Source organism: Streptomyces sp. NPDC001100 (assembly GCF_053598575.1).
Genome location: NZ_JBSFKO010000010.1, coordinates 36,992 through 56,195, shown reverse-complemented (window position 1 = coordinate 56,195; position 19,204 = coordinate 36,992). Strand labels below are relative to the sequence as shown.

General features: G+C 71.8%; 16 protein-coding genes and 1 pseudogene. 15 read left to right on the top strand and 2 right to left on the bottom strand.

Translation table 11 applies throughout. The features are described 5' to 3' along the window. Positions 1-22: 22 nt before the first annotated feature. Positions 23-967 carry a lytic polysaccharide monooxygenase auxiliary activity family 9 protein gene (locus ACWDEW_RS16550; RefSeq protein WP_450513478.1) on the bottom strand — a complete coding sequence of 315 codons (945 nt, stop codon included), beginning with the start codon at positions 965-967 and terminating at the stop codon, positions 23-25. A gap of 367 nt (positions 968-1,334) precedes the next feature. Between ACWDEW_RS16550 and ACWDEW_RS16545 the strand changes: the two genes are divergently transcribed. From ACWDEW_RS16545 to ACWDEW_RS16505, 9 genes are all read left to right on the top strand, one after another. After that, complete coding sequence (locus tag ACWDEW_RS16545; protein WP_450513476.1) at positions 1,335-3,149, top strand: S8 family peptidase; 1,815 nt, start codon at positions 1,335-1,337, stop codon at positions 3,147-3,149. 322 nt (positions 3,150-3,471) lie between these two features. Continuing rightward, on the top strand, positions 3,472-4,119 hold the full coding sequence (locus ACWDEW_RS16540; RefSeq protein WP_450513475.1) for a ScbR family autoregulator-binding transcription factor: 648 nt from the start codon (positions 3,472-3,474) through the stop codon (positions 4,117-4,119). 22 nt (positions 4,120-4,141) lie between these two features. Continuing rightward, positions 4,142-5,314, top strand: a complete 1,173-nt coding sequence (locus tag ACWDEW_RS16535; RefSeq protein ID WP_450513473.1) for a damage-control phosphatase ARMT1 family protein — start codon at positions 4,142-4,144, stop codon at positions 5,312-5,314. A gap of 76 nt (positions 5,315-5,390) precedes the next feature. Beyond that, positions 5,391-6,251, top strand: coding sequence for an LLM class flavin-dependent oxidoreductase (locus tag ACWDEW_RS16530; protein WP_450513471.1), 861 nt, complete (start codon positions 5,391-5,393; stop codon positions 6,249-6,251). A 57-nt stretch (positions 6,252-6,308) separates the two neighbouring features. Beyond that, positions 6,309-7,283: an ABC transporter substrate-binding protein gene (locus ACWDEW_RS16525; RefSeq protein ID WP_450513470.1), complete on the top strand. Its 975-nt coding sequence runs from the start codon at positions 6,309-6,311 to the stop codon at positions 7,281-7,283. Further along, positions 7,280-8,317, top strand: a complete 1,038-nt coding sequence (locus tag ACWDEW_RS16520; protein WP_450513468.1) for an ABC transporter permease — start codon at positions 7,280-7,282, stop codon at positions 8,315-8,317. The genes ACWDEW_RS16525 and ACWDEW_RS16520 overlap by 4 nt, the downstream gene beginning before the upstream one ends. Continuing rightward, positions 8,314-9,192: an ABC transporter permease gene (locus ACWDEW_RS16515; protein ID WP_450513466.1), complete on the top strand. Its 879-nt coding sequence runs from the start codon at positions 8,314-8,316 to the stop codon at positions 9,190-9,192. The genes ACWDEW_RS16520 and ACWDEW_RS16515 overlap by 4 nt, the downstream gene beginning before the upstream one ends. Further along, positions 9,189-10,796 (top strand): benzoylformate decarboxylase, encoded by a 1,608-nt coding sequence (gene mdlC / locus ACWDEW_RS16510; protein ID WP_450513464.1) that lies wholly within the window; start codon positions 9,189-9,191, stop codon positions 10,794-10,796. The genes ACWDEW_RS16515 and mdlC overlap by 4 nt, the downstream gene beginning before the upstream one ends. A gap of 9 nt (positions 10,797-10,805) precedes the next feature. Further along, on the top strand, positions 10,806-11,597 hold the full coding sequence (locus tag ACWDEW_RS16505) for an ABC transporter ATP-binding protein (protein WP_450513462.1): 792 nt from the start codon (positions 10,806-10,808) through the stop codon (positions 11,595-11,597). On the opposite strand, the gene ACWDEW_RS16500 is transcribed toward ACWDEW_RS16505, so the two are convergent. Further along, positions 11,551-12,795: an endonuclease/exonuclease/phosphatase family protein gene (locus ACWDEW_RS16500; RefSeq protein WP_450513461.1), complete on the bottom strand. Its 1,245-nt coding sequence runs from the start codon at positions 12,793-12,795 to the stop codon at positions 11,551-11,553. The genes ACWDEW_RS16505 and ACWDEW_RS16500 overlap by 47 nt on opposite strands. 168 nt (positions 12,796-12,963) lie before the next feature. Here ACWDEW_RS16500 and cyc2 point away from each other — a divergent pair, with 168 nt between their 5' ends. The 6 genes and pseudogenes from cyc2 to ACWDEW_RS16470 all read left to right on the top strand — a co-directional run bounded on the left by cyc2 (position 12,964) and on the right by ACWDEW_RS16470 (position 19,150). Next, on the top strand, positions 12,964-15,117 hold the full coding sequence (gene cyc2 / locus ACWDEW_RS16495) for a germacradienol/geosmin synthase Cyc2 (protein WP_450513459.1): 2,154 nt from the start codon (positions 12,964-12,966) through the stop codon (positions 15,115-15,117). Between the two features lie 10 nt (positions 15,118-15,127). Further along, positions 15,128-15,412, top strand: a pseudogene (locus ACWDEW_RS16490) (multicopper oxidase domain-containing protein); the annotation flags it as partial. Between the two features lie 171 nt (positions 15,413-15,583). Continuing rightward, the gene (locus tag ACWDEW_RS16485; RefSeq protein ID WP_450513457.1) at positions 15,584-16,159 is read left to right on the top strand and encodes a PDZ domain-containing protein; all 576 of its coding nucleotides are present in this window, start codon (positions 15,584-15,586) and stop codon (positions 16,157-16,159) included. 128 nt (positions 16,160-16,287) lie between these two features. Continuing rightward, positions 16,288-16,911 carry a LysE family translocator gene (locus ACWDEW_RS16480; RefSeq protein WP_450513455.1) on the top strand — a complete coding sequence of 208 codons (624 nt, stop codon included), beginning with the start codon at positions 16,288-16,290 and terminating at the stop codon, positions 16,909-16,911. Positions 16,912-17,021: 110 nt separating this feature from the next. Further along, on the top strand, positions 17,022-18,149 hold the full coding sequence (locus ACWDEW_RS16475; RefSeq protein ID WP_450513453.1) for a M24 family metallopeptidase: 1,128 nt from the start codon (positions 17,022-17,024) through the stop codon (positions 18,147-18,149). Positions 18,150-18,193: 44 nt separating this feature from the next. Then, positions 18,194-19,150 carry a phosphotransferase family protein gene (locus ACWDEW_RS16470; protein ID WP_450513451.1) on the top strand — a complete coding sequence of 319 codons (957 nt, stop codon included), beginning with the start codon at positions 18,194-18,196 and terminating at the stop codon, positions 19,148-19,150. The last annotated feature ends 54 nt before the right edge of the window (positions 19,151-19,204 follow it).

Sequence of the window (19,204 nt, the reverse complement as noted above, 5' to 3'; positions counted from 1 at the left end):
AACAGGGCCTGTTCGCGCCGAGCTAGCGTCGGCGCAGTCGCAGGGCCAGGGCGGCGCCCCCGGTGAGCACCAGCACCGCGGCGGCGCCGCCCGCCAGCATGGGCGCCGAAGGGCCGCCCGAAGAGGCGTCGACGTCGGACGCCACCGGACTGCTGCCCGGCGCGGTGGTCTCCTCGGCGGGGGAGGCCTTCTGCGCCGCGGCGGACGCCGTGGCACTGGCCGAAGTGCTCGCAGCCGTAGAGGACTTGGCTGCCGACGGCGACGGACTCGCCGTCTTCTCCTTCGAACCGGCCGTCCCCGTCGTGGACTTCGACGAAGGAGTCGCGCCACCGGGGAACACCACGTCCGAGCACGAGTAGTACGTGTCCTCGGTGCTGCTGTTCTGCCAGATCGTGTAGATCAGTTGCCGCCCCGTCCGGCCCGTCGGCAGCGTCGCCTTGATGCGGTACGCGCCACCCGTCAGCGGCGGGTCCTTCACCTCGGCGAAGGGCGTCGTCGGCAGCTCGGACCAGGTGAGCGGCTTCGACGGGTCGTAACCGGCCTTCGTCAGATACAACTTGAACGTACCGGTGTGCGCGATCGTCGACGCGTACGTCATCGTCAGCTTCGCCCCCGGAGCCAGCCGCGTCGACGGAAAGTCGCTGCGGGCGAGGTCGAGCCCCTTGTAGTCGGACAGCCCGCCGCTGCACAGCTTCCCGTCCGGGATCAGCTGCCGGTCCCGCCCGTTGATGTTCGGGACCCGGACGTTGTCCCAGAACGTGAAGGGCTGCCCGTTCGCCGCCACGGCCGCCTTGCAGGCCGCCGTCCCGGCCGCGCTGCCGCCGTCCGGCGAGCAGGCGTACACCCGGCTGACCGGATACGTCGGCGCCCCGTGCGCCTGCGCCGGACCCGCCGCCCAGACGGTGAGCAGCAGCGGGGCCATGGCGGCGCCCGCCATGGCGGTGCGATGTGCGGTCATCCGGGACATCCGGAACGTCTCCTCGGCCGGGGCGGGAACGGTCTGTCCGTGTCATACGGCCCCCGGACCCCACGCGTTCAGTCCGCCCCCACCGCCCCCGGACCCCACTCGTTCAGTCCGCGCCACCGCCGTGAACCGGGGCAGATCGGTCAACCGGTCGATGTCGAGGGCGGTTTCCGGCCGGATCGAGGGTTTCCCCCGTATCCATATGACCTTCTCTTTGCCTATCGTTTGGCCGCGGCTGACCCACAGGCAACCCCTGGTGAGGCGGCTCCCGTGCCCGGCGCTCTCTGGTCCGACCCCCCGCCGCTTCGACGACGAAGCGAATCGACCGCCGCTCCGCGCTGCTCGGAGTCCGGCCACGAAAGGCAAGCCCTTGCGCACTCCCACGGCATTCCCCACCGGACGGACCCTGATATCCGTCGCCGCCGTCTCCGCGGCCCTTCTCGCCACAGTGGCCACCTCGGCCGCCGTCGCCCAGGAACCCCCCACCCGGGCCGCCGCACCGGCCCTGCCCGGCCAGACCGAGGCCGCCCCTGGCGCCCTCGCCCAGCGCCTCATCGTCGGCTACAAGTCCGGCGCCGAGGAAGCGAGTTCGAACCGGGCCGCCGAGGCCGACGCCACCGCCAAGGGCAAGGAGACCGGCGAGGACGTCGACTTCCAGCGCCGCCTCGGCACCGGCGCCGCCCTCGTCGGTCTGGGTGACGCGCGTAGCACCACCGAAGTCGCCGACGTCATCGCCGAGTTCAAGTCCGACCCGCAGGTCTCCTACGTCGTGCCGGACCGGCTGAACACCCCGCAGGCCGACCCGAACGACACCGAGTACGGCAAGCAGTGGGACCTCTTCGAGTCCACGGCGGGCATGAACGTCCCCGCCGCGTGGCCGACTTCGACCGGCAGCGGGGTCACCGTCGCCGTCATCGACACCGGCTACGTCACCCACTCCGACCTCGCCGCGAACGTCGTCGCCGGCTACGACTTCATCGCCGACACCGCCGTCTCGGTCGACGGCGACGGCCGCGACAGCAACCCGGCCGACCCCGGCGACTACTACGCCGCGAACGAGTGCGGTACGGGCATCGGGGCGAGCAACTCCTCCTGGCACGGCACTCATGTGGCCGGCACCATCGCCGCCGTCACCAACAACGGCAAGGGCATCGCCGGCATTGCCTACGGCGCGAAGATCTCCCCGCTGCGCGTCCTCGGCAAGTGCGGCGGCTACGACTCCGACATCATCGACGCCATCACCTGGGCCTCCGGCGGCACCGTCTCGGGCGTCCCCGCCAACGGCAACGTCGCCAAGGTCATCAACATGAGCCTGGGCGGCGACGGCGCCTGCACCTCGGCCACCCAGAGCGCGATCACCGCCGCCGTGAACCGCGGCACCACGGTCGTCGTGGCGGCGGGCAACGACAACGACAACGTGGCGAACCACTCGCCGGGCAACTGTGCCAACGTCATCTCGGTGGCCGCCACCAACCGCGCCGGCGCCAAGGCGTCCTACTCCAACTACGGTACGGGCGTGGACATTTCGGCTCCCGGCGGCCAGACCGGCACCGGCACCGCCAACGGCATCTACTCCACGCTGAACTCCGGCACCAAGACGCCGTCCACCGAGTCCTACGCCTACTACCAGGGCACCAGCATGGCCACCCCGCACATCGCGGGCCTGGTCGCGCTCATGAAGTCGGCGAACTCCGCGCTCACCCCGGCCCGGATCGAGTCGGCCATCAAGGCCAACGCCCGTGCCCTTCCCGGCAGTTGCTCGGGCGGCTGCGGTGCGGGACTCGCCGACGCGGCCAAGACCGTCCAGGCCGTGAGCGGCAACGGCGGTACGACGACGGGGACCACCTTCTCCAGCACCGGCGCCGTCGCGATCCCCGACGCGGGCTCGGCCGTCGAGTCCCCGATCGCCGTCGACGGCCGCAGTGGCAACGCGCCTTCGGCCCTCCAGGTCGCCGTCGACATCACCCACACCTACCGCGGCGACCTCGTCCTGGACCTGGTCGCGCCGGACGGTTCGACGTACCGTCTGAAGTCCGCGAGCACCTCGGACTCCGCCGACGACGTCAAGGCCACCTACACGGTGGACGCCTCCGGCGAGACGGCGAACGGAACCTGGAAGCTGCGCGTCCAGGACACCGCCGCCCAGGACACCGGAACCCTCAACGGCTGGAAGCTCACCTTCTGATCCCACGGGTTCTGATCCCACAGGTCACACACAGAAACCGACCGGCCGACCCGTAACGGGAGATGCGCCTTCATGGGCGCCTCCCGCGGGGCGGCCGGTCGTCCGTGTGGCCGAGAACGGTCGCTGACACGTGCCAGGGATACCGAAAGTGGTCAACAGTCGGGGTGGGGGTGACAGAGAGGCGCAAGTGATGGGAACGTGAGGGGACTTGGTGGTCTCCGGGGGCGAGGTCTGCGCCGTCGGACGGTGAGCTACTGTGTACAGGGGGTAAGAAAAAACGGCATGGGCCGTTGTTTTTTCCTTCACGGGAGTGTTTCTGTCGATGGCGAGGCAGCTACGGGCCGAACAGACCCGCACGACGATCATCACGGCCGCCGCCGAGCTGTTCGACCGGCAGGGCTATGAGTCCACCAGCCTCAGTGACATCGTCGACCACGCCCAAGTCACCAAGGGCGCCCTGTACTTCCACTTCGCGGCCAAGGAGGACCTCGCCCACACCATCCTGGAGATGCAGGCCAAGGCATCGCGTCAGATGACCAGGGACATGGACAGCCGGGGCTACTCCTCACTGGAGACACTGATACGTGTCACTTTCGGCATGACCCGGCTGGCCGTCGAGGGCCCCATCTCACGAGCCGGACTCCGGCTCGCCGCAGGGGAGATCGAGGTACGGCCCCCGATGCCGCACCCCTTCACGGAGTGGCTCGACATTGCCGCCCGCAAACTCGCCGGCGCGGTCGCCGAGGCCGACGCGCACCCCGACATCGACGTCGACGCCGTCGCCCGCACCCTCGTGGGACTCTTCGTCGGTATCCGCGTCATCGGGCGTGCCCTGGAACCGGTTGCCCTCCAGCCCCGCAGAACCGCCGAGATGTGGCACCTGGTGATCCGCGGCGTGGTCCCCGTACCGCGCCGCGCCCGCTATCTCAGCCTCGCCGCGCGACTGGAGCGGGAGATCGGCGCCGGCTGACCCGCCCGGTACGGTGAGCCGCATGCCCGAAACCCCCGCCGCGCCCGTGATCCTCGGCAACGAGCCCGGCTCGTTCCCCCACAGCGTGCTGGCCGAACGGCACCCCGCGATCATCCACCAGGTACGCGAAGCCTTCCCCTACGGCCCCGCACAGCACCGCGCCCTCGACGCCCTGCTGAAGAACTGCACCGAGGGCACGATCCAGCCCCTCCCCTCCGACGCGCCCGACCACGGACAGTGGGCCGCCTGGGGCACCGACGAGTACGCCGGACAGTCCTGGTACGACGTCCCCTGGCTCTGGTCCGAGAGCTACTTCTACCGCCAACTCCTGCGCGCCGTAGGCTACTTCGGCCCCGGCGCCTGGCAGGGCATCGACCCGTTCCGCCCCTTCAAACGGGCCGAACTCGACGCACCCGAGACGGACGAGGAACTCGCCGCCCTCGACGCCCTGGAGGGCAAGTCGCCGCAGGAGCGCGGGCGGGCGCTGCTGCACGGCTCCCTCTGGGGCAACCGCGCGGACCTCGGCTTCCGCCTCTCCGCCGCCGGAGCGGAGTCCGCCGCGCAGGCTCCCGTCCCGGCCTTGGTCGCCGACGACGGCGACCGGTTGTGGCCGCTCCTCTCCGGCACCCTGTGCCTCGTCGCCGACAACGCGGGCCGCGAACTCATCCCCGACCTGCTGCTGATCGCCCACCTCCTCGACGAGGGGCGCATCGAGCGGGCGGTCCTGCACATCAAGCCCCACCCGTACTACGTCTCCGACGCCACCACCGCCGACGTCGTGGACGCCCTGCACCGGCTGACCGCCGCGCCGGGCGTGGCGTCGACGTACGGCCGCCGCCTCTGGTCGGCCATGGCGGACGGCCGCCTCACCGTGCGCGCCCACCCCTTCTCCTGCGCCCCGCTGCCCTACGCCGACATGCCTGCCGACCTCCGCGCCGAGTTCGCCGCGGCCACGCTGACGATCGTGAAGGGCGACCTCAACTACCGCCGCCTGGTGGGCGATTGCCGCTGGTCCCCGACCACACCCTTCGCGGACGTCACCGCGTACTTCCCGGGGCCGGTCGCCGCCCTGCGCACCCTCAAGTCCGATGTGATCACCGGCCTCGACGCCGACACGGAGGCCGCGCTGGTTGCGGCGGAGGGGCAGCGCTGGCGGACGGGTGGCACCCATGCGCTGATCCAGGTGCGGGCGTGAACGGGGTGTCCCCGGCGCTCGTCGTGCTGTTGGGTCGTTACTGACGTTCTTGTCGCACGAGGGGAGTACGACCGGGATGCGTATCGGAGTGGCACCGCACCGCCTGTGGCCCGACCGGGACGAGGAGGTGGACGCGGTCCTTCAAGTCGCCGTCCAGGCCGAGGAGTTGGGGCTCGACCACGTCTTCGCGAGCGGCCACGCGGTGGCCGGTCCGACAGGCGTGACCCCGGACCCGCTGATCCTGCTGTCCGCCGTGGCCGGGGCGACACGGCGGATCGGGCTGGTCACCAGCGTGCTGGTGCTGCCGCTGTACAACCCGCTGATCCTGGCCCACCAGACCGCCACCCTCGACCGCCTCTCCGGCGGCCGTTTCACGCTCGGCGTGGGCACCGGCTGGGACACCGAGGAGTACGCGGCCGTCGGCGTCCCGTTCGCGGGCCGGGGCCGCCGGACCGACGAACAGCTCGCTGTCGTACGGCAGTTGTGGAGAGGAGAGGGCTCCGCGCGGCTCGGAGTGCTGCCCCTCACCGAGGGCGGACCCGGCGTCTGGATCGGCGGGCAGAGCGACGCGGCACTGCGCCGGGCCCTGCGGTTCGGCGACGCCTGGCACGGCTCCGGGGTCGACGCGGAAGGGCTCACGCAGGTACAGGCGCGGCTCGACGCGCTCGGTGTCGAGGTGGGACGCGATCCCGGTGAACTGGCCCTGACGGCGGGCCTGTTCCTCGTGCCGCCCGGGTTCACTCCCGCGGTCGAGGTGCCGGGCCGCCCGCTGGGCGGAGCCGGCGCGAGCGCCGAGAGCGTACGGGACGAGTTGGGGCGGCTGGCCGACGCAGGACTGGTCTCCGCGTCCCTGTGGCTGCCGGTGGCCACGGAGGCGCTGCCGGACGCGCTCGCGTGGGTCGCCGGGGAACTCGTTTCGCATTTTTCCAAACAGTGAAGGTTTGTCCGACCGGCATGTGGTGATCATGTCAAAACGCTGGTATTTCTTGCTCGCATGACGACTTCGCGTCCATTACAAGTGGGAACAGGAAGGCCGGCGGCGGGCGCGATCGCGCTGGCACTCGTGCTCGTCGCCTGCGGGGACGGTGGGGACTCCGGCTCCGCGGGCGACGGAAAGCAGAAGATCCGGGTGGCCGCGTTGCCGCTGACCGACGCGGCGGCGCTCTACATCGCGCGGGACCGGGGACTGTTCGTCAAGGAGGGGCTGGACGTCACCGTCCAGCCCGTCCAGCAGAGCATCCAGGCTCTGCCCGCCCTGTCCAAGGGGCAGGTCGACGTGATCGCGAGCGCGAACTACGTCACCTTCCTCCAGGCCGACGAGAAGGGCACCCTCGATCTCCGCATCCTGGCCGAGGGTGTCCGCACGGCGCCGCACATGATGGACGTCCTGGTCCCCAAGGACTCGCCCATCAAGACCCCCGCCGACCTCAAGGGCAGGACGGTCGCCGTCAACATCCTCAACAACATCCAGTCGCTCACCCTCGACGCGATCCTGGACCAGCAGGGCGCCGGACACCCCACCTACCGGCAGATCGCCTTCCCGCAGATGGGTCCCGCCCTGCAGAAGGGCCAGGTCGACGCCGTGCACGCGGTCGAGCCCTTCGACAGCGCGATCCAGGGCGAGTTGAAGGCACGGGTGCTGCTCGACGGCGGGTCCGCGCCCGTCCGGTCCCTGCCGATCAGCGGCTACGTCACCACCCGCGCCTTCGCGGAGAAGCACGCCAAGGCCGCGGCGGCGTTCAAGCGCGCGATCGAGGCCGCCTCGAACATCGCGGCCCAGGACCCCTCGGCCGTACGCGCCGAACTCCCCAAGTACACCAAGGTGACCGCGGACCAGGCCAAGACCATCAACCTGCCCGCCTACCCGACCGCCACCGATGCCGCCCAACTGCGTCGGCTCACCGAACTCATGCGGAAACAGGGACTGTTGAAGAAACCGATCGACCCGGCCACGCTCCTCGTCAAGTGAACCGCCGCCAGGAACTCACTCTGGGCGCCCTCGGCGTCCTCCTGGCCTTCGGTGCCTGTGAGGCGGTCGGCAGAGCAGGCCTCGTACGACGGAGTTACCTGCCGCCCGCCTCGGAAGTCCTCGCGCGGGCAGTCGAGTTGGCGGCGGACCACGCATTCCTGGACGACGTGGCGGTCACCCTCCGGGCCTGGGCCCTCGGCCTGGGCATCGCCTGCGCGATCGCTATTCCCCTCGGTCTGCTGCTGGGCAGCGTCCCGGTGGTCGACGACGCGGTACGCGCGGTGATCGAATTCCTGCGCCCGCTTCCGTCCGTCGCCCTGATCCCCCTCGTCTCGCTCCTCCTCGGCTCCGGCACCGGGACCGAGGTCACGCTGATCGCCTACGCCTCGATCTGGCCCATCCTCTTCAACACCGTCTACGGCCTGGGCGAGACCGACCCCCTCGCCAAGGACACCCTGCGCGCCTTCGGCTTCGGCCGCCTGTCGATACTCCTGCGCGTCGAACTCCCCGCCACAGCCCCCTTCATCGCCGCCGGCCTCCGCATCTCCGCCGCCACGGCCCTCATCCTCGCGACAGCCACCGAACTCCTCTCCGGCTTCGGCCAGGGCCTCGGCATCTTCATCGCCCAGGCCCAACTGGCCACGGACGGCACGAAGGATGTGCTGGCGGGGGTGGTGTGGGCGGGGGTGCTGGGGCTGGTCGTCAATGGGGTGCTGGTGTGGGGGGAGCGGAGGGCCTTTCCCTGGACGGCGGGGGCTCGGGGGACGGCGGGGGCGGTGCGCGGGAAGCCGCGCGCGGCGGGCGCGGGCGCTCCGGGCGGCCCCGGGGCGTGGAGGGGATTCGGCCGGGGCGGCGCACGGCGGGACGGTCACGGCGTCGCGCGGCGAGGTGGTTCCCGCGGGGCGGGGCAGACCGGGTCCGCTGCGGGGATCCGGGGCGGGCCTGACGAACCCGGTGCTCTACCGGCGGACGGCGCCACCGGCCGTCCGCCGGAACGCGGCGGTGGGGCCGCCGACAGCGGGACGTCGCCGTGAGCGGGGCATCGACCTCCGAGTCGCGCCGCCCCGCAGACCGTGGCGCGCCAGGTCGGACCGCACGCCTGGTCGGCGGTACCGCACACCTTGCCCGCGGTGCCCTCCCGCGTCTGCTGGTCCTCGTACTCGCTCTGGCCGCCTGGCAGTTGGCGGCCAGAGCACACGGCAGCGTCTACTTCCCGACGCCCGCCCGTATCGCACGCCATGCCTACGACCTGTGGTTCTCGGGGCCGGTCGGACACGCGTTCCTCACCCCGGCCGCCGTCGACACCATCCTGCCCAGCCTCGGGCGGATGTCCGCGGGGTTCGTGCTCGCCGCCGTCGCCGGGATCGGCCTCGGCATCCTGGTCGGGCGTTCGCCCCGGGCCTACGCCCTCTGCGACCCGGTGCTCCAGTTCGCGCGCGCGGTGCCACCGCCCACGCTCGTGCCGGTGTTCGTCGTCGTCTTCGACTTCGGTACGCCCATGCAGCTCGCGTCGATCGTGTTCAGCGCCGTCTGGCCGGTGCTGATCAACACCGCGGAGGGCGCCCGCGACACCGACCCGCTCCGGCTCGACGTCGCCGCCGTACTGCGACTGACCGCGGTCGAACGCCTGTGGTTCCTGCTGCTGCCCTCCGCGCTGCCCCGCATCTTCGCGGGCCTGCGGCTCAGCCTGTCGCTCTGCCTGATCCTCATGGTCTTCTCCGAGCTGCTGCCGGGCACCGCGAACGGCATCGGCTTCGCGCTCACCGACGCCCAGTCGCGCTCCGACCTGCTGACCGTGTGGGCGGTACTGGTCCTGCTCGGCGCCCTGGGATATCTGCTCAACTCCGGCCTGCTGGCGGTCGAGAGACGGCTCACCGGCAGGGGAAGCAGTAAGGAAAGGACCACATGAAGGGCACCGTCCTGGACGCCGTCGTCCAGTTCCTCCGCGACACCGGGATGACCACGGTCTTCGGCAACCCGGGCTCCACCGAACTGCGCATGTTCCGTGACTGGCCGGACGACTTCACCTACGTCCTCGGCCTCCAGGAGTCCACCGCCCTCGCCATGGCCGCGGGCCACGCGCTGGGCACCCGCAGTGCCGCGTTCGTCAGCCTGCACTCGGCCGGCGGTGTCGGCCACGCGCTCGGCGCCGTCTTCAACGCCCACCGCGACCGCGTCCCGCTGGTGATCCTGGCCGGCCAGCAGGCACGCTCCCTGCTCCAACTGCGCCCGTTCCTCGGCGCCGACCGGCCGGCCGAATTCCCGCGCCCCTACGTCAAGTTCGCCCACCAGCCGGAACGCGCCGCCGACGTGCCCGCCGTGCTCGCCGAGGCCCACCGCATCGCGATGACACCCCCGCGCGGGCCGGTGTTCGTCTCCGTCCCCGAGGACGACTGGGACCAACCGGCCGTCCCCGTCGAGCCGCGCACCGTGCACGCCGGCTTCACCGCCGCCCCGCACGCCCTGACCGCCCTCGCGGCCCGACTGGACGACTGCGCCCGCCCCGCACTGGTCGTCGGCCCGGGCGTCGACGACGAGGACGCCCTCCCCGAGGCCCGCGCCCTGGCCGAACGCACCCGCGCCGGCGTCTGGATCAGCCCCCTCTCCGGCCGCTCGGGATTCCCCGAGTCCCACCCCCTCTTCCAGGGCTTCCTGCCACCGGTCGCCGGCCAACTGGCCGCGCGGCTGAGGCCGTACGACCTCGTCGTGGCCCTCGGCGCGCCCGTGTTCACCTACCACTTCGACGACGGCGGACCGCTCCTGCACTCCGGCACCGAACTCCACCACCTGGACTGCGACCCCGCGCAGGCGGCCTGGCTGCCGACCGGCACCAGCATCGTCACCACCCTCAAGCCCGCCCTCGCCCAACTCACCTCGCTGCTCGGGCAGTCGGACCGCGAACCGCCCCCGCCCCGCCCTGCACCCACGCCACCGGAACCCGGCGCGGGACTCACCGCGGAACTGGTCCTGGACCACCTCCGCGCCCGGCTGCCCCGCGACCGCGTCCTCGTCGAGGAGGCCCCCAGCCACCGGGACGCCCTCCACGCGCGCGTGCCCGTCGAGACCTCGGGCGGCTTCCTCACCACGGGCAGCGGCGCCCTCGGCTGGGGCCTGCCGCTCGCGGTCGGCCGCGCGCTCGCCGACCGGCGCCGACTGGTCTGCGTGATTGGGGACGGTTCCGCGCTCTACTCGGTGCAGGCCCTGTGGACCGCGGCCCGGCACCGGGCGCCGGTCACCTACCTCGTCCTCGACAACGGCGGCTACGCGGCCGTCCGCGCCCTGGGCCACCGCATCGGCATCGCCCCGGTGCCCGGCACCGACATCGAAGGCGTCGACTTCGTCGCCCTGGCCCGGTCCTTCGGCTGCCCCGCGACCTACGTCGACGACCCCGCCGTACTCCCCGAGACCCTCGACCGGACCCTCCACGCGCCCGACGAGGACGGCCCGCACCTGCTGCACCTCCGGGTCGCCGCGCGCGGGGGCGCGCTCTACACCGAACCCTGGGCCAGGTGACCGACCCCGATGCTCCGCCTCGACTCCCTGAGCCAGCACTACGGCGACCAGCCCGTCCTGCGCGACATCACCCTCACCGTGCCGGACGGCCAACTCCTCTGCGTGGTGGGCCCGTCGGGCTGCGGCAAGTCCACGCTGCTGCGCACCGTCGCCGGGCTGCTGCCCGCGCGCGAGGGCACGATCACGATCGACGGCACACCCGTCACCGGCGTACCCGACCGCCTGGCCGTCGTCTTCCAGGACTACGGCCGCTCGCTGCTGCCCTGGCTCACCGTCCGCGACAACGTCGCCCTGCCGCTGCGCCGCCAGGGCCTGCGCCGGGCCGAGCGGCGCGCCGAGGCGGAACACATCCTGGACCGCGTCGGTCTCACCGCCGCCGCCCGCCGCCACCCCTGGCAGCTCTCCGGCGGTATGCAGCAGCGCGTGGCCATCGCCCGCGCCCTGGTCTGCCGCCCCTCCCTGCTGCTGATGGACGAACCCTTCGGCTCCCTCGACGCCCAGACCCGCGAGGACCTGGAGGACCTCCTCCTGGAGGTGCACCGCACGGACCGCACGACCATCGTGTTCGTCACCCACGACATCGACGAAAGCGTTTACGTCGGAGATCGTGTCGTCGTCCTCACGCCGGGCCCCGGAGCGAAGGTGGCATTGGACCTGCCGGTCGAACTCCCTTGTCCCCGCGACCAGATCGGCACACGGGGACTGCCGGAGTTCGTCGCCCTGCGCACCAGGGTGGGCCGCGCGGTGCGCACGCCTAGCCCAGCCGTACGTCCTGCCACACCATCCGGTGGTCCGACGTGACGACCGTTCTGCCGTCGCCGACCAGGCGGTACAGCGGGTCGTCGGAGGTCGGCCAGAACACACCGTTGCCGCGCGGTACCAGGCCCTTGGACGGCAGGACGTGGTCCACGCGCAGATTGCCCGGCGCCGTGTCGCCGAAGTCGCCCGTGTCGTAGGCGGGGTTGCCGATCTGGCCCGCGTTCACGCCGCCCTGGAGCTGCGCCGCCTCTACCCCGCCCGCGCTGGCCGGCGGCTTCGCGGGCAGGTTGACCGCCGGGTGGTCCAGGAGCTGTCGTACGGCGTGGGCGTAGCTGTCGCCGTCGTACGGATCGGCGTTCTGGTCGCCCGCGATCACGAACCGCGCGCCGGGCCGCAGCCCGCCCCGGACGCCCTTGTCGTCGTAGAGATAGGTGCTGCGGGCCTGGCCGCCGACGTAGTCCGCCCACAGGCGGATCTCGTCGTGGTTGCGGCGGCCGTTGCGGTCCTCCGGGCCGTCGAAGGTGGGCGGCGTCGGGTGCGAGACCAGGAAGTGCACGGTCTCGTGGCCGAGGCGGACCGGCACGTCCCAGTGGCTCTTGGAGGAGAGCCGGAAGACCGCGCGGGCCGCGTCGCTGTAGTAGCCCGGCGGGATCACGTTGCCCGGCATGTCCTTCCACAGGAAGTGCTGGAAGGTGCGCACCGCGCGGGTGTCGATCGGGAACTTGGAGAGGACGACCATGCCGTACTGCCCCGGGAAGAAGCCGTAGCCGAACGCGTCCTGCCCGTACGCGTCCGAACCCGGCGTCGTCACCACGCCGTTCTTGCCGTCGAGGTCCACACCGGACGGCACGCCCGTGTTCACCGGGCCGGTGAAGTGGTACGGGAAGTGGATCGGGCGGGCGCCGTTGTGGCCCCGGGACAGGTAGTTGTCGAGGAACAGGCGGACCGCGGTACCGCCCTCGACGTAGTCGAACTCGTTGATCAGCAGGACGTCCGGGTTCACCCGCTGGATCGTCTCGGCGACGTTGCGCGCCTGGGCGTTGTCCGGTGTCGACAGGTCCGTGACCAGCGCGCCCTGTGTGCCGCGGTTCAGCGAGGCGTTGAACGTGGCGAACCGCACGGTCCGCCCGGACCCGTACCGCCCGGCCGCCGACGCCGGGAACGCGGCGGTGCCGGCCAGCGTCGCCCCGGCCAGGGAGGCGAGCGCGGTGCGGCGGGAGAAGGCTCTGGGATGGTTCATCGGGACTCCGGTGAAGGAGGGGACGAGTGAACCCCCGTAGTCTGCGCGCGTAGAAGTGAACGTCACAAGATGCGGGCGAAACTCATGGGTTCACCGTCGATTCACGCGATGGTGTGATCATGTCCCCTGCCCGGGATGGCCGTTGAGGCGCGCGGGTAGGGCCCGGCCATGACCCAGCCGTTCGAACTCCCGCACTTCTACATGCCGTATCCCGCGCGACTCAACCCGCATCTGGAGGAGGCCCGCGCCCACTCCTCCGCGTGGGCCCGCGAGATGGGCATGCTGGAGGGCTCCGGGATCTGGGAGCAGGCCGACCTCGACGCGCACGACTACGGCCTGCTCTGCGCCTACACCCACCCCGACTGCGACGGGCCCGCGCTCTCGCTGATCACCGACTGGTACGTGTGGGTGTTCTTCTTCGACGACCACTTCCTGGAGATCTTCAAACGCAGCCAGGACCGCGCGGGCGGCAAGGCCTACCTGGACCGGCTCCCGCTGTTCATGCCCCTCGACCTCTCGACTCCCGTACCGGAGCCGGAGAATCCGGTCGAGGCGGGGCTCGCCGACCTGTGGGCACGCACGGTGCCGTCGATGTCCGTCGACTGGCGCCGCCGTTTCGCCGTCGCCACCGAGCACCTCCTCAACGAGTCCCTGTGGGAGCTGTCCAACATCAACGAGGGGCGCATCGCCAACCCCGTCGAGTACATCGAGATGCGCCGCAAGGTCGGCGGCGCGCCCTGGTCGGCGGGCCTGGTGGAGTACGCGACCGCCGAAGTGCCCGCGTCCGTCGCCGGATCGAGGCCGCTGCGGGTGCTGATGGAGACCTTCTCCGACGGCGTCCATCTGCGCAACGACCTCTTCTCCTACCAGCGGGAGGTCGAGGAGGAGGGGGAGAACAGCAACGGCGTGCTCGTCCTGGAGACCTTCTTCGGCTGCACCACCCAGGAGGCCGCCGACACCGTCAACGACGTCCTCACCTCCCGGCTCCACCAGTTCGAGCACACCGCGTTCACCGAAGTGCCCGCCGTGGCCCTGGAGAACGGGCTCACCCCGGACGAGGTCCGCGCGGTCGCCGCCTACACCCAGGGCCTCCAGGACTGGCAGTCCGGCGGCCACGAGTGGCACCTGCGCTCCAGCCGCTACATGAACGAAGGCGCCCTCGACAACTCGCCGTTGAACGGACCGACCGGCATCGGCACCTCCGCCGCCGACATCGGCGCCCTGCTCGCCTCGGCCGGCGCCGAACGGCTCCGCGCCTACACCCACGTCCCCTTCCAGAAGGTCGGACCGTCCCAACTCCCCGACTTCTACATGCCGTTCCAGGTCGAACTGAGCCCGCACCTCGACGGCGCCCGGCACCGCCTCGTCGACTGGATGCACACCATGGGCATGCTGGAGGAAGGCGTCTGGGACGAGGAGAAACTCGCCGCCGCCGACCTCCCGCTCTGCGCGGCCGGCATCGACCCGGACGCCACCGAGGAGGCCCTCGACCTCAGCTCGCGCTGGCTAGCCTGGGGCACCTACGGCGACGACTACTACCCCCTCGTCTACGGCGTCCGGGGCGACCTCGCCGCCGCCCGCGTCACCACGGCCCGCCTCTCCGACTGCATGCCCGTCGAGGGCCCGGTGACCCTGATCCCGGTCAACGGCATGGAACGTGGACTCATCGACCTCTGGGTCCTCACCACCGCCGAGATGCCCGTGGACGACCGGCGCACCCTGAAGAACGCGATCAACACCATGACCGAGAGCTGGGTCTGGGAGCTCTCCAACCAGATCCAGCACCGCATCCCCGACCCGGTCGACTACCTGGAGATGCGCCGCGCCACCTTCGGCTCCGACCTCACCCTCAGCATGTGCCGCATGGGCCACGGCCCGAAGGTCCCGCCCGAGGTCTACCGCACCGGCCCGGTCCGCGCCCTGGAGAACGCGGCCATCGACTACGGCTGTCTCATCAACGACGTCTTCTCCTACCAGAAGGAGATCGAGTACGAGGGCGAGGTCCACAACGCCGTCCTCGTCGTCCAGAACTTCTTCGGCATCGACTACCCGACCGCGCTCGGTGTCGTCCACGACCTCATGACCCAGCGCATGCGCCAGTTCGAACACGTCGCCGCGAACGAACTGCCCGTCGTCTACGACGACTTCGGCCTCTCGGACGAGGCCCGCGAGATCATGCGGGGCTATGTGACCGACCTCCAGCACTGGATGGCGGGCATCCTGAACTGGCACCGCGAGGTCGACCGCTACAAGTCCGCCCACCTGGCCCGCCGTTCGCACGGCTTCGTGCCGGACCGGGTACCGGCCATGCCGTTCGGCTGAGAACGAGCACCCGGTGGTGGGCGGCACGCGCGTGCCGATCGCGTACAAGCCCGCGACGCAGCTGCCGCTCGCGCCCGACGAACACGGCTACAAGGACGTCCTCCGCGTCCCCGGCGGCCAGATCCTGCGCGTCATGGGCCGCTTCGACGGCGCGTACGGACGGTTCATGTACCACTGCCATCTGCTGGAGCACGAGGACATGGGCATGATGCGGCCGTACCTGGTCATGCTGCCCGAGGCCATGAAGTTCGACCACGGCGCCGGGCACGGCGGCCACGAAGGACACACCGGCTGACACCCGCGCCGAGTCACGCGGGCCGGCGCTCCACCCGGCCCGCGTGCTCGCGCGTGGTCCCCCGCCGCCGCGAGGCCCGTGGCCTTCCGCTCCTGAACTCCGGTCAGTCTCACTCGTTCGTGGCACGTCGGGCGCCGGTGCACCGGGTAGAGCACCAGCCGGAGGCGATCCATGGAACAGACTGCGTTGCGTCCCAAGCCGATGCCCGGTCAGGAACCCGGCGACGGCACCAAGCCCGCGACCGGCCGCCGACCGCATGCCGCACGGCGTCGCGGCCGACGGCTCATGACCGGCCTGTTCGGCCTGTTCGTCGGGACCGTCCTGGTCCTGTCGGGGGTCGGGCTCGGCACGGTCGGCGCCACCGTGATCGGCATGAGCAGACTCGCCGAGATGCAGCGCCAGGCGGCCCACCAGCCGGCCCGGACGGCCCACCCGCCAGGCCCGTCCTCCACGAGCCCGACACCGTCGCCCACGTCCGTCGCCGCCGCGACCCTCGGTGTGGAGGCAGTGGACGCCGAGAAGGCGGGCGCCCTGATCGTCGGCGTCCACCTGCCCGGCCCCGGCTACACGGCGGGCCTGGTCCGCGGCGACGTCCTGCTCACGTTCGGCGGCACCCGTGTCGACTCGGCGGCCGACCTCGCGCGCGCCGTGGCCCGCGCCCACCCGGGGAAGGAGATCACCGTCACGGTGCGCCACCACAGCGGCGGCTACCAGCAGTTCACCGTGGTCCCCGGCTTCGTCGTCTGACGGCCCCGCGAGGGGTCGGCGAACGCACGGGCCCCGAAGTGCGCGGGCCGCGAGGCGCACGGGCCCCGAAGTGCGCGGGCCACGAAAAGCACTGGTCCCGCCGCCCCTCCCGGGGCCACGATGACCTCATGCTGAGCACCCTCCTTGCCTTCCTCGGCGCCTGCACCCTGATCGCCGCCTCGCCGGGCCCGAGCACCGTGCTGATCATCAAGCAGTCGCTGCGCAGCAGGCGTTCGGGCTTCCTCACCGTCCTCGGCAACGAGACCGGCGTCTTCGTCTGGGGTGTCGTCGCCGCCTTCGGCCTCACCGCGCTGCTGGCCGCCTCCGAGGTGGCCTACGACGTGACGCGCGTCGTCGGCGCGATCGTCCTCGTCGGCTTCGGCATCCAGACCCTGCGGCACGCGCGCCGCACCGGGGACGGTGCCGGCGACGACGACTGGGACGGCCCCGAGCGCAGCGGGTGGTCCTCCTACCGGGGCGGACTGCTGCTGAACCTCGCCAACCCCAAGGCCGCGATCTTCGCGATGTCCTTCCTCCCGCAGTTCGTACCCGCGGGCGCCCCGCACCTGCCCGCCATGATCGGGCTCGCCGCGCTGTGGGCGGTCTACGAAGTCGGCTACTACGGCCTCTACGTCTGGTTCGTCGGCCGGCTCAGGAACGTGCTGTCCCGGTCCGGTGTGCGCCGGCGCCTGGAGCAGGTCTCCGGAGGTGTGCTGCTGCTCCTGGGGGCCCGCATGGCCCTGGAGAGCTGACGCCGTGACCGCGTCCGGGGCGGAAAGGGGCGCCGATCGGCTCGCGTGGGCCTCCGGGTGCGGGCAGGATGCTGCCCGTAGCCACCTTTCGCCCGCTCTCGGAGGCCCGAATGACCGGTAGCACGCCCGCGCCCTTCACCTCCGCCGACTACCGGGCCCGCATGGACCGCGCCGCGCGGGCCGCCGCCGACGCCGGTCTCGCGGGACTGCTGGTCGCTCCCGGGCCGGACCTGGTGTGGCTCACCGGCTACGCGCCCACCGCGATCACCGAACGGCTCACCGTCCTCGTCCTGGCCCCCGGACGCTCCCCGGTCCTCGTCGTCCCCACCCTGGAGGCCCCCGACGCCGCCAAGGCACCCGGTGCCGACGCCCTCACCCTGCGCGACTGGACCGACGGCAAGGACCCCTACGCGGCCACCGCGGCGCTGCTCGACGCGACGGGCCGCTTCGGCATCAGCGACAACGCCTGGGCGATGCATCTGCTGGCACTCCAGAGGACGCTGCCCGACACGACCTACGCCTCCCTCACCGACGCGCTGCCGATGCTGCGGGCCGTGAAGGACGCGGCCGAACTGCGGCTCATGGCAGCCGCCGGAGCGGCCGCGGACGCGGCGTACGAGGAGATCCGCAAGGTTCCCTTCGCCGGCCGCCGCGAGTCCGACGTCGGCGCCGATCTGGCCGATCTGCTACGGCAGTTCGGGCACTCGCAGGTCGACTTCACCATCGTCGCCTCGGGCCCCAACGGAGCCGACCCGCACCACGAGGTCGGCGACCGCGTCATCCAGCGGGGCGACATGATCGTCCTCGACTTCGGCGGCCTCAAGGACGGCTACGGCTCCGACACCTCGCGCACGGTCCACGTCGGCGAACCCGACGACGAGGAACAGCGTGTCCACGACCTCGTCCGTGAGGCCCAGGAGGCCGGGTTCCGCGCGGTGCGCCCCGGAGTCGCCTGTCAGGAGGTCGACCGGGCGGCCCGCGCGGTCATCGACGACGCCGGGTACGGCCCCTACTTCATCCACCGCACAGGCCACGGCATCGGCGTCACCACGCACGAACCGCCGTACATGATCGAGGGCGAGGAACAGCCCCTCGTGCCCGGGATGTGCTTCTCCGTGGAGCCCGGCATTTATCTGCCCGGCCGCTTCGGGGTACGCATCGAGGACATCGTCACGGTGACCGCGGACGGCGGTCGCCGGCTCAACAACACGGCCCGCGAGATGGCCCTGGTGGACTGACGACGACCAGGAGCCCCGACACCCCGAACGGCGACGGCGCGACCATGACCCAGGCACCGACACCCACCGCGGACACCGTCCGACAACTGGTCCGTTCCCTGCTCAAGGACAGCGCGGCCGACAGCACCGGCCCCGAGGTCCGGCCCGTCGCCGAGGGCGGCGAGCACTCCACGTGGTGGGTCGGCACCCGCCATGTGCTGCGCCTCGCCCCGAACCGCGAGGCCACCCTCCGGCAACGCCGTGAACTGCGTCTGCGCGACCTCGTACGGCCGTACCTGCCCGTCGCCGTCCCGACGAGCGTGGCGCACGGCGAGTGGGCGCCCGGACTCACCTACACGCTGGACACCAAGGTGCCCGGCCGGTCCGGCGAGGCCCAGGACGTCTCCGCCGTCGGCGAGGCCGACCTCGCCGGGCTGCTCACGGGACTGCGCGAGGTACCGGTCCGGCAGGCCGAGGCGCTCGGCGTCCCGCGCGCCGCCCCGCGCTCCCTGGAGGCACTGCGCCGCGCCGCCGAGCGGGCGGCCGAACGGCTGGCCGCCGCCGACGAATTCGACGCCGCCCGCCTCCACCAGCTCACCCAGCCCGGCGCGGTCCAGCTCGCCGCGCAGTCCGCCACCGCGGTCCTCGTCCACCACGACCTCAAGGGCGAGCACCTCGTGGTGAGCGCGGACGGCCGGGTGCGCGGCGTCCTGGACTGGACCGACGCGGTCCTCGGCGACCCCGCCGAGGACATCGCCGGGCTCGCGCTGGCCGTCGGCGCCCCCGCAGCCGTACGCGCCGCCACCCTCGCCGGCTACGGCGCCCGCCCCTGCCTGCGCGGCCTGTGGCTCGCCCGCTGCGACACGGTGGTCCGCCTCGCCGACCGCCTCAAGGGCCGCGGCACCGACCTCGACCCCGACACCGGCCCCCTGCCGCTCCTCAGGACCCAGCTGCGCCGCACCTGGGAGGCGATCCTGCTGGAGCGCGTGACGGAACTGCGGGACGGGGAAGGGGAGTTGTAGCGCGTAAACGTCTACGTAAACGCTTGCGCAAACGTCTGCGCAAGCGTGTGCGCA